The following is a 13948-nucleotide window of genomic DNA, read 5'->3' as shown; positions in this document are numbered from 1 at the left end:
TGCCGCCTTTCGCGACGCTGCGCGTCGCGCTACTCGACCAGCGTGGTTGGACGCTACTCGATCAGCGGGGGAGTGCCCACGCGACAGCGTTCGGGACCGGGCCGACGCGGCTAGCGTTCGAGCACTGAGATCTTCTCGCGCACGAGGTGCGCGGCGCCGTAGAGGCCGGCATCCGGCCCCGTGCTGGCGGACTCGATGCGGAGGTTCTGGGTGACGAGGGGGTGGCAGCCCTCGTAGACCCTGCTGCGCACCGCGGCGATGAATGGCTCGCAGGACGCCATGCCGCCGGTGAGGAAGAGAGCGTCGGGGTTGAAGAAGTTGACGACGCTGCTGAGCACCTCGCCGAGGTAGGTGCCTGCCGTACGGACCAGTGTGGTGGCCTGCGGGTTCGCGTCCCGCGCGAGCGCGACGACCTCCGCGGTCGTCGACACGTTGATGCCGCGCTCGCGCAGCTGACGCACGATTCCGGCACCGCTGGCGATCGTCTCCAGGCAGCCGATGTTCCCGCACGAGCACGGCTCCGAGGCGGCGGCGGAGATCCGCGTGTGCGTGACGTCTCCTGCGGCACCGGTCGCGCCGCGGTGCAGGGCGCCGCTCACGATGATTCCACTGCCGATTGCCGTGCCGGCCTTCACGGTGATGCTGTGCGCCTCCGGTCCGAGCTGCGCGTAGTGCTCGCCGAGGGCCATCAGATTGGCGTCGTTGTCGACGACGGCCGGCACCTCGAAGCGGCGCTCGAGCCAGTCGCGCACGGCGAAGCTCTGCCAGCCCGGCATCCGGGACGGCAGCTCGACCCCGCCGATCGTGTTGTCAACGGGGCCGGGAAGCGCCATGCCGACCCCCCGCAGGCGCCCCGGCTGTGCGTCGGAATCGCTGCCGAGTTCGCGCAGTGCCGCCGCCACCAGTTCCAGAGTTGCGTCGGGGCCGTCGTTGATGCTCACGGGGACGGTCTGGGTCTCGAGAAGCTCGCCCGCGAAAGACACCCGACCAATTCGAGCGTGGTGGCCGCCGAGATCGGCGACCAGAGCGTAGTCGTCGCCACCGCGCAGCCGAAGGATGCGGGGGCGTCTGCCTCCGCTCGACTCGCCGACTCCCTCTTCGACGAGCACTCCGCGGCGTTCGAGTTCGGCGACCCTGAGCGAGACGGTCGACGGCGCAAGCCCGAGAATCCGCGAGATTTCGCTTCTCGACGCGGCTTCGCCGTGCGCGATGAGCTCAACGATGAGTTTGGCCTGCTGCTCGGTACCTGTCGAGGCGGCGCGGTGGGTCGTCAGTGACATAGTTCTCTCGTTCTCGAAGTAAGTCGAGACTAGTGGGGCGAGTGGCGCGGTGGGGCGTTTTGGCCCGTAACTCAAACGTAACAATCAAACATCGGATGAAAGTTGACGCTCTTGGGGTCGGTCTGACAGTATCAACTTTCAGCAGTAAGTTAAGGAAGTTATTTCGAAGTTCGAATTAACTTGCAGACTCCCCCTTGCATCGAACGAGGATCGCGCTCGCTCGTGCGTAGTCACACTGAATCGGATCACGTGGTGATTCGTGCCTGAGGAGGCAATTTTCAATGAAGAAGATGTACATCGCAGCGGCCGTCGCCGCTTCGGCAGCTCTGGTCCTGTCCGGCTGCAGCACCGGTGACGCCGCTTCCGGCGGTTCCGACACGATCGTCGTTGACATGTGGGCAGGCAGCGAGGACGACACGGCTGCGCTCGAGGCGCAGGTCGCCATCGCCCAGGAGCAGAACCCCGACCTCAAGATCGAGCTGCGCACCGCACCGTGGGGTGACTTCTTCACGAAGCTGACCACGAACATGGCCTCGGGCAACATGGCCTGCGTCACCGGCATGAACAGCGGCATGCTCTCCAGCTACACCGGAGGCTTCGCCCAGCTGAGCGATGCAGACCTCAAGACCGCCGGCATCGTCGCCGACGAGTTCGCGCCCGGTGCCTTCGACATCCTGAGCAACAAGGGCGACGTCTACGGTGTTCCGTTCGACATGGCCACCATGCTCACCTACTACAACGCCGACATGTTGGCCGAGACCGGTGCACCGGTTCCCGCCGTCGGTTGGGACTTCGACGACTTCGAGGCCACAGCCAAGGCTGCAACCACACCGGAGCACGCCGGCTTCGGAATCGGCATGGGCGGCTTCCAGTGGCAGGCACTGCCGATCGCGAAGGCCGGCGTTCAGCCGGTCAAGCAGGACGGCACGCTCGACCTGACCAACCCCGCATTCGTTGACGCCGCCACCTGGTACGGCGAGCTCGTCACCGAGCAGAAGGTCGCGCTGCCGGTCGCCTCGGCATCCGACACCGGCTGGGGCGAGAACCAGTACTCCAGCGGCATGGCGGCCATGGCCGTCGACGGCACCTGGAACGCTGTCGGCTACCTCGACAACGACCCGGGCTTCGAGGCCGGCATGGCTCCGCTGCCCGCAGGCCCCGAGGGTTCGCTCGGCCTGATCCTCGGCTCCGGCTTCGGCATCGCTCAGGACTGCGACAACAAGGAGGGTGCGCTCAAGGTTCTCGGCTCGCTGCTCAGCGTCGACTCGCAGGACTACATCGCCTCCTCCGGCCGCAGCTACCCGGCCCGTCTCTCCTCGCAGCCGCTCTACTTCGAGTCGCTCGCTCCTGAGTACCGCGAGCAGGTCGAAGAGGCGTTCACCGCCGCGTTCGCGAACGTGCAGGGGCAGTACGTCAGCGACAACTGGTCGAAGGTCGACACCTTCATCCAGCCGCAGCTGGTGAGCGTCTACAACGGGCAGGAGAGCATGTCGAACGTGCTCGAGACCGCCCAGTCGCAGTTCGGCGAGTAATCAATCCATAACGAAAGCGAGGAGACCTCTCGACATGTCGATCGGTACCCGTACACCTCGTCGAGGGGCTCTTGCCAGGAGTGAATCCCGTCAGGCGCTGGGCTTTGTAAGCCCAGCCCTGGCGGGCCTCGCCCTGTTCACGATCGTCCCCGTCGTCCTCTCCATCGTGATGGGCTTCTTCAACTGGCCCACCTTCGGTGAGAAGACATTCATCGGCTTCGACAACTACATCAAGCTCTTCACCGACAGCCCCGACTTCTGGCCGGCACTGCGCAACACCTTCGTGTTCGCCATCCTGTATGTGCCCATCAGCGTCGCACTGTCGTTCCTGCTGGCACTCTCTCTGCACTCCCGCATCCGCGGTCGCGGAGCGCTCCGCGTGCTCTTCTTCATCCCGGTCGTCACGCCGATGGTGGCCAACGTCCTGGTCTGGAAGATGATGCTGCAGCCGCAAGGGCTCATCAACGGCATCTCGCAGAGCTGGTTCGGCATCCAGTTGCCCAACTTCCTCGCCGACCCGCAGTGGGCCATGATCATGGTCGTTCTGATGTCGGTCTGGGCCGGCCTCGGCTACAACATGCTGATCTTCTCCGCCGCACTCGAGCAGCTGCCGGAATCCACCGTCGAGGCCGCGCGCATCGATGGCGCACAGGGGCTGCGAATGATCCTCAGCATCACGGTTCCGTTGGTGTCGCCGTCGATCTTCTTCGCCAGCGTGATGACGATGATCACCTCGATGCAGGTATTCGCTCAGCCCCAGCTGCTCACGGGCGGCGGGCCCGGTAACTCCACCCAGCCGATCGTGCAGTTCATCTACAACCAGGGCTTCAAGTTCCAAGAGCTCGGCCTCGCCGCGGCGGCCGCCTGGATCCTCTTTGCCGTCATCATCGCGATCACCGCCGCACAGTTCAGTGTGCAGAAGAAGTGGGTGCACTATGAGCACTAGCATGACCACCCCCCTCGGCCCGGGCGCTCTCGCCGAGCTCGACACCGTCGGCACGCCGCCGGCGCCGCGCCGTCGCGTGAAGCGCGACAAGCGCGAGAAGGAGCGAGTCTCCGGCGGCGCCCCGATGACCAGGGGCGAGCGGGTGCGGCTCGTCTTCGGCCACATCTTCATCTACATCGCCGCGCTCATCTTCATCTCCCCGCTGATCTACGCGTTCTTCTCCGCGCTCAAGCCGAATCAGGAGATCTTCGCGATGCCGCCGACCCTGGTCGGCTCGGAGATCCGCTGGAGCAACTTCGCCGACGTTTTCGCCTACGGCCCATTCCTCACCTACATCGGCAACTCCTTCTTCGTCTCGATCGCCGGGACGCTCGTCGTCCTGGCCGTGTCGACGATGGCCGGCTACGCCTTCGGGCGCCTGCGTTGGAAGGGCCGGGATGCCGTCTTCGTGCTGTTCCTGGCGACGCTGATGGTGCCGGCAGAGGTGCTCGTCATCCCGATGTTCACCGTCATGCAGTGGTTCGGCTGGGTCGACACCTACCAGGCGCTCATCTTCCCGTTCGCCTTCACCGCGTTCGGAACGTTCCTGATGCGCCAGTTCTTCCGCGGCATCCCCTTCGAGTTGGAGGAGGCCGCCCGCGTCGATGGCGCCGGCCCCGTGCGCTCCTTCCTGCAGATCGTGCTGCCGCTCTCGAAGTCGGCCGTCGCGGTTCTCGCGGTGTTCACCTTCCTCTCCTTCTGGAACAGCTACCTCTGGCCGCTCATCGTGACCGTCGACTACGCGGCACACGGAACGCTGCCGATCGGTCTCGCGACGTTCTCCGGAATCACCGGAACACGATGGGACCTGCAGATGGCTGCCGCGATCATCTCGATGATCCCGACGACGATCCTCGTCATCGCCCTGCAGAAGCACCTCGTGAAGGGCATCTCGATGGCCGGTCTGGGTGGTCGCTAGCGTGGGCTCCGTCGACACACAGATCGTCGCCGGAATCGACATCGGCGGCACCAAGATCTCGGCGCTCCTCGTCGACCGTCTCGGAACGGTGCTCGCAAGCGGAACGGTGCGTGCGCCGGCCAGCGAGGGCGGCGACGCGATGAGCGCCGCCGCCGCCGGTCTGGTGCACGCACTTGAGGCGGAAACCGGAACCGTCATCGCGGCGGCCGGCGTCGGCGCCGCCGGCGTCATCGACCCGGAGACGGGCACGGTCACTGCGGCATCCGAGTCGTTCACCGACTGGGTGGGCTTCCCCCTGGCCGGAGACCTCGGCGCCAGACTCGGCGTCCGGGTCGCCGTCGACAACGACGTGAATGCCTTCCTGCACGGCGAGATGAGCTATGGCGCGGTCGCCGGAAGCAGCGACGCCATCGGCATCATGCTCGGCACCGGGGTCGGTGGCGCCATCGCCATCGGCGGCGACGTCTTCGTCGGCCCGCGCGGCGCGGCAGGCGAGATCGGTCACACCCCCGGCTACAGCGAGATCGTCTGCACCTGCGGCCAGCGCGGCCATCTCGAGACGCTGGCATCGGGCCGCTCCATCGGCGCACGGTACAGCGAGCGGAGCGGCGGCATCGTCACCGACTCCGCGCTGTTCGTGGCCGAGAAGGCCAGGGCCGGCGACCCGGCCGCGATCGCCACCTTCGACGCGGCCGGCGAGGCCATCGGCATGGCCATCGCGACGGCCGTCAACCTCCTCGATGTTCAGGATGTCGTCATCGGCGGTGGAGTGCGCGGGGCCTGGGATCTGCTCGAGCCCGCTCTGACCGCGACGCTGCTCGAGAACCAACCCGTCTCCGGCTACCCGCTCGTCGTCGTGCCGAGCGCCCTCGGCGGCCACTCGGTCGCCCTCGGAGCCGCCGCGCTGGCCTGGCGCCTGATCGATCGGAGCGGCGCCATGAACATGAACGTGAACGAGCTTGTAAGGAACGCACTGTGACCGAAGCATCCGACATCTGGACGGGGCCGCTCTCGCCCGTCGCCGAGGGTGGGCTCGTGCGCCCCCGCATCGGCATCGGCGGAATCTCGATCGAGTCGAGCACCTTCTCTCCGCACATCAGCGGCGACGAGGCGTTCACCGAGCGGCGCGGCGACGTGCTCATCGGCTACTACCCCTTCATGGCGGATGGCTCGGAACTGAGGGAGGCGGCCGAGTGGGTTCCGCTGCTGCAGGCCCGATCGCTGCCGGGCGGCGCCGTCGCCCGCGAGACGTATGAGCGGCTGAAGGCCGAGATCCTCGACGGCATCCGCGAGCACGGCCCGTTCGACGCGTTCTATTTCGACATCCACGGCGCCATGAGCGTCGTCGGCCTGGTCGACGCCGAAGGCGACCTCGGCACAGCCGTGCGCGACGCCCTCGGACCCGACGTTCTCGTCTCGACCTCGATGGACCTCCACGGCAACGTCTCGCGCACCCTGCTCGACGTCAGTGACCTGATCACCTGCTACCGCATGGCGCCGCACGAGGACCACTGGAACACCAAGCAGCGCGCCGTGCACAACCTGCTCGAACGCCTGCGTTCCGGCGTCGGCTCCGACGACGATGCCCGCCGCCCGTACAAGGCCTGGATGCCCGTTCCCGTGCTGCTGCCCGGTGAGAAGACGAGCACCCGCATCGAGCCGGCACGCACGATCTACGCCGAGGTGCCCGTCGCCGAGGCACGCGACGGCGTCATCGACTCCTCGATCTGGGTGGGATACGCCTGGGCCGATGAGGCACGCTGCCAGGCCGTCGTCGTGACCACCGGCGACGACGTCGAGGCGATCCGCGAGGAGACCGAGCGTCTCGGCCGCCTGTACTGGGATGCACGCGACGACTTCGCCTTCGTCGCCGACGCTCTGCCGTTGGCAGAGTCGATCGACGCCGCGCTGGCCGCCAACGCGGCATCCGATGCCCGCCCCTACGTGATCAGTGACTCCGGCGACAACCCGACCGCGGGCGGCGCCGGCGACGTGTCGTGGACCCTCGGCCAGTTGCTCGCACGCCCCGAATTCGCCGACGGCTCTGTCTCGGTCGTTCACGCGTCGATCTTCGACGCCGACGCGGTCGCCCAGGCGGTTGCAGCCGGCGTCGGCGCCACCGTGTCGCTCGAGGTCGGTGGCCGCGTCGACGGCGGCCCGTCCGGGCCGGTCGCGATCACGGGCGAGGTGTTCTCGATCACCGACGGTGACGCGGATGCCGGCACCCAGGTCGTCGTGAAGTCCGGGGGAGTGCACGCGATCATCACCACGCGCCGCAAGCCGTTCCACCACATCGGCGACTTCACTCAGCTCGGCATCGATCCGAACGCAATGGACATCGTGTTCGTGAAGATCGGCTACCTCGAGCCAGAGCTCTACGCACTGACGACGGGTGCGATCGAGGGGGAGCGCTGGAAGCTCGCGCTGACCCCGGGTGGCGTCGACCAGGACCTGCTCCGTCTCGGCCACTCTCACCTGGAACATGGCGTCTTCCCGTTCGATCGGAGCGGCACCCCCGCCCTCCGTGCCGTCGTCACCCGCCGCACCGCAGAAGGAATCGAGGACCTCTGATGCTCAACTTTGAAACCCGTGCCAGCGTCACGTGCCGCACCGCAGAAGGAATCGAGGACTTCTGATGCTCAACTTTGAAACCCGTGTCGGGCCGGACTTCGGCTCGGACGGACCCGTGTACCCGAGCGCAGCAGTGCCGGACTGGTACCGCGACGCCAAGCTCGGCTTCTTCGTGCACTGGGGCCTCTACTCGGTCCCGGCCTGGGGCACTCCGACGGGCACGCGCAACGTCCCGGCAGAGGATGCCTACGCCCACCACCAGTACGCGGAGTGGTACGGCAACACCGTGCGGATCGCGGGCAGCCCGACCTGGGAGCGCCACCAGGACGTCTTCGGAGCAGGCACCAGTTACGAAGACCTCGCCGATCTCTGGGACGCGCGCGCATTCGACCCGAGCGCCTTCGTCGGCTCGCTCGTCGACGCCGGCGCCCGCTACGTCATCCCGACCACCAAACACCACGAGGGCTTCTGCCTCTGGGACACGGCCACGACGCCGTTCAACGCGGCCAAGCGTGGCCCGAAGCGCGACCTGATCAGCGAGATCGCCGCGGAGACACGGGCCGCCGGAGCGCGCTTCGGCGTCTACTTCTCCGGTGCCCTGGACTGGCACGTCAGCGACTTCCCGCCGATCGAGTCCGACACCGACCTGTTCCGCTACCGCCGCAACGACGAGCGTTTCGCCCGCTACAGCGCCGCGCAGCTCGAGGAACTCATTGAACGATTCGCGCCCGACATCCTGTGGAACGACATCGACTGGCCCGACGGTGGCAAGGGACACGATCCCTACGCCGTCGCGGCCCTGCTCGAGCGCTACCTCGACAAGATCCCGCACGGCGTCGTGAACGACCGCTGGGGTGTGCCGTACCACGGCTTCATCACGCGCGAGTATCGCCACGTGGAGGACATCATCGAGCAGCCGTGGGAATCCACCCGCGGCCTCGGTTTCTCCTTCGGCTACAACCAGGCGGAGGGCCCGGAGCACACGCTCTCCGGCGACGCGCTCATCCGCCTGCTCGTGGACGTCGTGAGCAAGAACGGCAACCTGCTGATCAACGTCGGTCCCCGCGCCGACGGCTCCATCCCCGAGCTGCAGCAGCAGAGCATGGCGGCCATGGGCAGCTGGCTGCGCGGCAACGGTGAGGCGATTTACGGCACGCGTCCATGGGTGCGTGCAGGCGACGCGGCACAGGCCGTCTCCTACACGCAGAAGGACGGCACACTCTTCGTGCAGGCGAGCGAACCCGCTCAGGGAACGGCGGCGCTGCCCGCGGAGTTCCGGCCCGGCACGACCGTGCACTGGCTGGGGGCCGGCGGCTCGCAACCGGCCGAGGTCCTCCCCGAGACGCCGGGCGTTCCGGCGCGACTGGCCGTGCCGGACGCCCTCCGCGGCGAGGCCGTTGCCGTCGCCGTGCTCGCCGACCCGCTAGCGTGATGGCCATGACCTCCCGCGCGCGCTCCCTCGAAATTGCCGTCCAGGATCTCGAGGGTGTGCGCACGGCGCTGGCCGTCGGCGCCGACCGGATCGAGCTCTGCGGCGCCCTCGGCGTCGGCGGGCTGACCCCGTCCATCGGCGTCATCGAGCAGGCCGTCGAGGCCGCTCGGGATGCCGCTGCGCCCGGCTTCGTGCACGTGCTCGTTCGGCCGCGGCCCGGTGGCTTCGTGTACTCGGCCGATGAGGTCGCCACGACGGTGCGCGACATCCGGGCCGTGCGCGCCGCGGGCGGGGCCGGCGTCGTGATCGGTGCGCTGACGGCATCCGGCGAGGTCGATCGGGCCGTCACCGCGGAACTCGTCGCTGCCGCCGATGGCATGCAGCTCACCTTCCACCGGGCGATCGACGCGGTCGACTCCCCGCTGCAGACGGCCGACGCGCTGATCGAACTCGGCCTCAGCCGTGTGCTCACCTCCGGCGGTGCCGCCCGCAGCATCGACGGCATCGACACGCTTCGCGCGCTCAAGGCGCACGTCGGCGACCGGCTGCAGATCATGGCGGGTGGCGGCGTGCGCGTCGGCGATATCGGCGCACTGTTCGCCACCGGGATCGACGCTGTCCACCTCTCGGCCAAGGTCACCGTCGACGACCCGTCTCCGAGCGGTCCAGGGGGAGGCGCGCAGAACTACGACCGCACCGATGCCGGCGTTGCCGCGGACGCGGCCGCCGCCGTGCTGGCGGCTACGCTGGAGGCATGACGCGCGACCCCGACGATGACGCCCTCAGCTGGGCCGGCGATGACGACCCGACGCTGAGCGCCAGCCCCGCGGCATCCGCTCCGGGCGCTGACGCTGCAGAGTCGGCGCTGGCTCCTGGCTGGAAGGTCGTCGGCGAGCCCGGCACCGTCAGCGACGGCGAGCAGCTCGACGGCGTCGCGGTTGACGATGAGGCCCCCGGTGCGGATGCCGCGGCGGCCAGCTCCGCCGCGCTCATCGTGCTCGGCGTGCTCGGTGGCGTCTACCTGCTCTACACCGTCGGCTGGGTGATCACGGCGGGGCGCGTGCCGAACGGCTCTGCCGACATCGTCGGCGGATTCATGTTCGACCTCGGTCTCTGGCTCGCCGCGCTGGCGCCCGCCCTGTGGTTCGCGCTGTCGCTCTGGCTGACCGCGGTCGGCTCCCGCTGGCGCCTGTTCTGGCTGCTGCTCGGCGTGATCGTGCTGCTGCCCGTGCCGTTCGTCGTCGGAGTGGGGGTCGGAGCATGAACGCCGAGCTGAGCGAGCAGACCGTGACCCGCCCGCGGACCCCGTTGTGGCTGGCGGTGGTCATCGCGGTGCTGTTCGGCTTGTTCTTCGCCTATGACGTGTGGGAGGCGCTCGGCAACCTGCTCGGAATGCTGAGCTTCGCCGACAACCTCGGCGTCACCCTGACCGCGCTCGGCTGGGTGGTGCTGATCGGCGCACTGCTGCTGCCGATCCTTCTGTTCGGCCTTGCCTTCTGGCTGGGCATGAAGCGCGGCCCCGTGCAACAGATCGCGCTGTACCTGGCCGCACTCGCGGTCTCGGCGGTGCTCTACCTCGACATCTACACGGTCTTCGGGCCGGCAAGCCTTCTCGGAACGTAACGCGGTCGGCTGGCCGCCGACGCTCCACTAAAGTGGGGGAGTATCAGCGCCCCAATGGCCGTGGCGCACGACCCCTGTTTCATTCGCATTCGATTCCCCCTCGCATCCGACCCACATAAGGAAACTGATACATCGTGCCCAAGCCGATCGTGCTCATTGCCGAAGAATTGTCGCCAGCCACAGTCGATGCCCTCGGGCCCGACTTCGATGTGCGGTCCGTGGACGGAACCGACCGCCCGGCGCTGCTCGCCGCACTCAAGGATGCCAACGCCATCCTGGTCCGCTCGGCGACGCAGGTCGACGCCGAGGCCATTGCCGCCGCCCCCCAGCTGCAGGTCATCGCCCGCGCCGGAGTCGGCCTGGACAACGTCGACATCAAGTCCGCGACCACCGCCGGTGTGATGGTCGTCAACGCGCCGACATCCAACATCATCTCGGCCGCCGAGCTGACCGTCGGCCACATCCTGAGCCTCGCCCGCCACATCCCGGCCGCGCACAACGCGCTGGCCCAGGGCCAGTGGAAGCGTTCCGCCTACACCGGAACCGAGCTCTACGAGAAGACCGTCGGCATCATCGGCCTCGGCCGCATCGGCGCGCTCATCACGGCCCGCCTGCAGGCATTCGGTGTCAGCGTCATCGCCTACGACCCCTACATCACCTCCGCTCGGGCACAGCAGCTCGGCGTGACCCCGGTCTCACTCGACGAGCTCCTCGCGCAGAGCGACTTCATCTCGATCCACATGCCGCGCACGCCGGAGACGGTCGGCATGATCAGCACGGAGCAGTTCGCGAAGATGAAGAAGACGGCATACGTCGTCAACGTCGCACGCGGTGGCCTGATCGATGAGGATGCACTCTTCACCGCGCTCAGCGACGGAGAGATCGCCGGAGCCGGCCTCGACGTCTTCGTCACCGAGCCGCCCGTCGACTCCCCGCTGCTCAGCCTGCCGAACGTCATCGTCACGCCGCACCTCGGCGCGTCCACAGACGAGGCGCAGGAGAAGGCCGGTGTCTCCGTCGCGAAGTCGGTGCGTCTGGCCCTGGCCGGCGAGCTGGTTCCGGATGCCGTGAACGTCGCCGGTGGCATCATCGACCCGTACGTTCGCCCCGGCATCCCGCTCGTCGAGAAGCTCGGCCAGGTGTTCTCCGGTATCGCGCACAGCAGCCCGCTCACGAGCGTCGACGTCGAGGTCCACGGCGAGCTCGCCGCCTACGACGTCAGCGTGCTCAAGCTCGCCGCCCTCAAGGGCATCTTCACCAATGTCGTGAGCGAGACGGTGTCCTACGTCAACGCTCCGCTGCTTGCAGAGCAGCGCGGCATCACCGTGCGCCAGCTCACCGATGCCGTCTCCGACGAGTACCGCAACGTCATCACGCTGCGCGGTGCGCTGGCCGACGGCACGCAGGTCTCTGTCTCCGGAACGCTGACCGGAACGAAGCAGATCGAGAAGATCGTCGAGATCAACGGCTACGGCGTCGAGATCCCGATCGCGCAGCACCACATTGTCATGATCTACACCGACCGCCCCGGAATCGTTGCCGTCTACGGTGCAGAGTTCGGTGACGCCGGCATCAACATCGCCGGTATGCAGATCGCCCGCCACGAGGCAGGCGGGCAGGCACTCAGCGTGCTGACCGTCGACTCACCGGTGCCGGACGGGCTGCTCGCCTCCGTGCGCGACAAGATCGCCGCCGACGTGATGGTCGAGATCGACATCACCGAATAGTCGGACTCCGTCGACAACACGGTTGTGGCCCCGCACCTCACGGTTCGGGGCCACAACTGTTTCTCGGCCGGTTGCGCCAGCGTTGGAGTGTGTCAGGGCTTCGGGGGCGGCCTCGTTCCTCGGCTGACCCCTCGAGCCAACGTGCACATGAGCGCCGACTGAGGCTGCGGCGTGCGAATGCACGCTGGCTTGAGCGAGCGGCGCCGCGACGAAGGAGCAGCGACGCACGCGAAGCCCTGAGCGGATCCGCGAAAACCCGTCGCTACGCTCAGCGGCCTTCGTGCAGGTGGTCCTTGTGCACGGAGTCGCGGAGCACCGGGACCGTGCCGGTGACAGAACGCTCGTCGACCCAGCACTCGATGCCGTCGAGATCCGGCATCCGCCCCTGTGTGAAGACGGGGTCGTGCCCCGCCCGGCGCTGCGCGGTGTAGTCCTTGAGCAGGCGGAAAGCGACGCCGGAGAGCAGCAGGATCGCGATCAGGTTCACCATCGCCATCAGACCCATGATGCCGTCCGCGGTGTTCCAGACGAGGTCGGCAGAGGCCACGGAACCGAAGAGGATGACGGCGACAGCCACGAAGCGGTAACCGGTGAGCACCGAGCGCTTCGTGGTGATGAACTCGATGTTCGACTCGCCGTAGTAGTAGTTGCCGAGGATCGAGCTGAACGCGAGCAGGAAGATGATCACGCTGAGCAGCACGTTCGACCAGGACCCGAGGTTGCTGACGATGGCGTCCTGGGTGAGCCCGATTCCGCGGGTGGCGCCGGCCAGGTCGGGGGTGGAGACCAAGATGATGAACGCCGTGATCGAGCAGATCAGGAAGGTGTCGAAGTAGACGCCGAGGGTCTGCACGAGGCCCTGCTTGACCGGGTGGGTGACGGCCGCCGACGCGCCGGCGTTCGGCGCGGAACCGAGGCCGGCCTCGTTCGAGAACATGCCGCGCTTGACGCCGGTCATGATGATCGTGCCGATCGTCGCGCCGACGACCTCGTTGTAGCCGAATGCGTCGGTGAAGATCGAGGCGAAGACCTCCGGCAGCTTCTCGATGTTCATGGCGACGATCACGAGCCCGAGGAGCAGGTAGAGCAGCGCCATCAGGGGCACGACGGCCTGGGTGACGGATGCGATGCGCCGCACGCCGCCGAAGACGACGAGGCCGGTCAGGACGGCCAGAATGATGCCGATCGCCCAGCCGAGCCAGCCGGGAACGTCACCGCCGAGGCTGGAGCTGAGGGTGGCCGCAATGGTGTTGGCCTGCAACGAGCTGAACGCCAGCGGGAAGCAGAGGATCAGGATGACCGCGAACAGGACGCCCATCCAGCGCGCCTTCAAACCGTGCTGCATGTAATAGGCGGGGCCACCGCGGAAACCCGAAACGTCCTTGACCTTGTAGAGCTGGCCGAGCGTCGACTCGACGAAGCTGGACGCACCTCCGATGAAGGCCATCGTCCACATCCAGAACACGGCACCCGGGCCGCCGATCGCGATCGCGGTTCCGACGCCGGCGATGTTGCCGACTCCGACGCGCGACGCCGCCGAGATGGTGAACGCCTGGAACGCCGAGACGGACTGCGGCTTGCCGTCATCGCCCCTCGGGGTCTTGTCGGTGAGCGTGCGCAACATCTCCGGAATGAGTCGGAACTGCACGACGCCGCTGCGCACGGTGAAATAGATGCCCAGCCCGGCTACGACGGGCAGAACGATCCAGGTCCAGAAGGTATCGCCTGCGGTCGCAACGAAATCACTGATCACATCCATCTGCCCAGTATCCCCCGGAGCGCGCACGGGCACTGTTCCGACTCCGGATGCCACGCCGGGCGGCATCGGATTTGCCGTCGTGGTGTCGAACGGCGCGAGAGTCGGCTAACGTAGATCGGT

The 13948-nt window shown here is 67.5% G+C and carries 12 protein-coding genes; 10 read left to right on the top strand and 2 right to left on the bottom strand.

Annotated elements, in window-relative coordinates; genetic code table 11:
• Positions 1 to 110: 110 nt before the first annotated feature.
• Positions 111 to 1280 carry an ROK family transcriptional regulator gene (locus ASC66_RS00915; RefSeq protein ID WP_055833441.1) on the bottom strand — a complete coding sequence of 390 codons (1170 nt, stop codon included), beginning with the start codon at positions 1278 to 1280 and terminating at the stop codon, positions 111 to 113.
• Positions 1281 to 1561: 281 nt separating this feature from the next.
• Here ASC66_RS00915 and ASC66_RS00910 point away from each other — a divergent pair, with 281 nt between their 5' ends.
• The 10 genes from ASC66_RS00910 (at position 1562) to serA (ending at position 12069) form a co-directional block, all read left to right on the top strand.
• A complete protein-coding gene (locus ASC66_RS00910; RefSeq protein ID WP_055833437.1) occupies positions 1562 to 2812 on the top strand; it encodes an ABC transporter substrate-binding protein in 1251 nt (416 codons plus the stop codon).
• A 34-nt stretch (positions 2813 to 2846) separates the two neighbouring features.
• Entirely contained in the window at positions 2847 to 3758 is a 912-nt protein-coding gene (locus tag ASC66_RS00905; protein ID WP_055833434.1) for a carbohydrate ABC transporter permease, read from the top strand.
• 1 nt (position 3759) lies between these two features.
• Entirely contained in the window at positions 3760 to 4716 is a 957-nt protein-coding gene (locus ASC66_RS00900) for a carbohydrate ABC transporter permease (protein WP_082491919.1), read from the top strand.
• Position 4717: 1 nt separating this feature from the next.
• Positions 4718 to 5695 carry an ROK family protein gene (locus tag ASC66_RS00895; protein ID WP_157509569.1) on the top strand — a complete coding sequence of 326 codons (978 nt, stop codon included), beginning with the start codon at positions 4718 to 4720 and terminating at the stop codon, positions 5693 to 5695.
• Positions 5696 to 5751: 56 nt separating this feature from the next.
• Positions 5752 to 7287, top strand: a complete 1536-nt coding sequence (locus ASC66_RS00890; protein ID WP_286145579.1) for a M81 family metallopeptidase — start codon at positions 5752 to 5754, stop codon at positions 7285 to 7287.
• 64 nt (positions 7288 to 7351) lie between these two features.
• Positions 7352 to 8719 carry an alpha-L-fucosidase gene (locus ASC66_RS00885; protein ID WP_055833426.1) on the top strand — a complete coding sequence of 456 codons (1368 nt, stop codon included), beginning with the start codon at positions 7352 to 7354 and terminating at the stop codon, positions 8717 to 8719.
• 5 nt (positions 8720 to 8724) lie between these two features.
• The gene (locus ASC66_RS00880) at positions 8725 to 9477 is read left to right on the top strand and encodes a copper homeostasis protein CutC (RefSeq protein WP_055833423.1); all 753 of its coding nucleotides are present in this window, start codon (positions 8725 to 8727) and stop codon (positions 9475 to 9477) included.
• Entirely contained in the window at positions 9474 to 9983 is a 510-nt protein-coding gene (locus tag ASC66_RS00875; protein ID WP_055833420.1) for a hypothetical protein, read from the top strand. Before ASC66_RS00880 ends, ASC66_RS00875 begins: the two co-directional genes overlap by 4 nt.
• Positions 9980 to 10342, top strand: coding sequence for a hypothetical protein (locus tag ASC66_RS00870; RefSeq protein ID WP_055833417.1), 363 nt, complete (start codon positions 9980 to 9982; stop codon positions 10340 to 10342). Before ASC66_RS00875 ends, ASC66_RS00870 begins: the two co-directional genes overlap by 4 nt.
• A gap of 134 nt (positions 10343 to 10476) precedes the next feature.
• Positions 10477 to 12069 carry a phosphoglycerate dehydrogenase gene (gene serA, locus ASC66_RS00865; RefSeq protein ID WP_055833414.1) on the top strand — a complete coding sequence of 531 codons (1593 nt, stop codon included), beginning with the start codon at positions 10477 to 10479 and terminating at the stop codon, positions 12067 to 12069.
• Between the two features lie 268 nt (positions 12070 to 12337).
• On the opposite strand, the gene ASC66_RS00860 is transcribed toward serA, so the two are convergent.
• Positions 12338 to 13828 carry an alanine/glycine:cation symporter family protein gene (locus tag ASC66_RS00860; protein WP_055833411.1) on the bottom strand — a complete coding sequence of 497 codons (1491 nt, stop codon included), beginning with the start codon at positions 13826 to 13828 and terminating at the stop codon, positions 12338 to 12340.
• Positions 13829 to 13948: the final 120 nt, after the last annotated feature.

This window comes from Leifsonia sp. Root4, assembly GCF_001425085.1.
In the GTDB taxonomy this organism is placed as follows: domain Bacteria; phylum Actinomycetota; class Actinomycetes; order Actinomycetales; family Microbacteriaceae; genus Microterricola.
The sequence above is the reverse complement of the archived record's forward strand: the minus strand, read 5'-3'. Positions and strand labels throughout refer to the sequence as shown.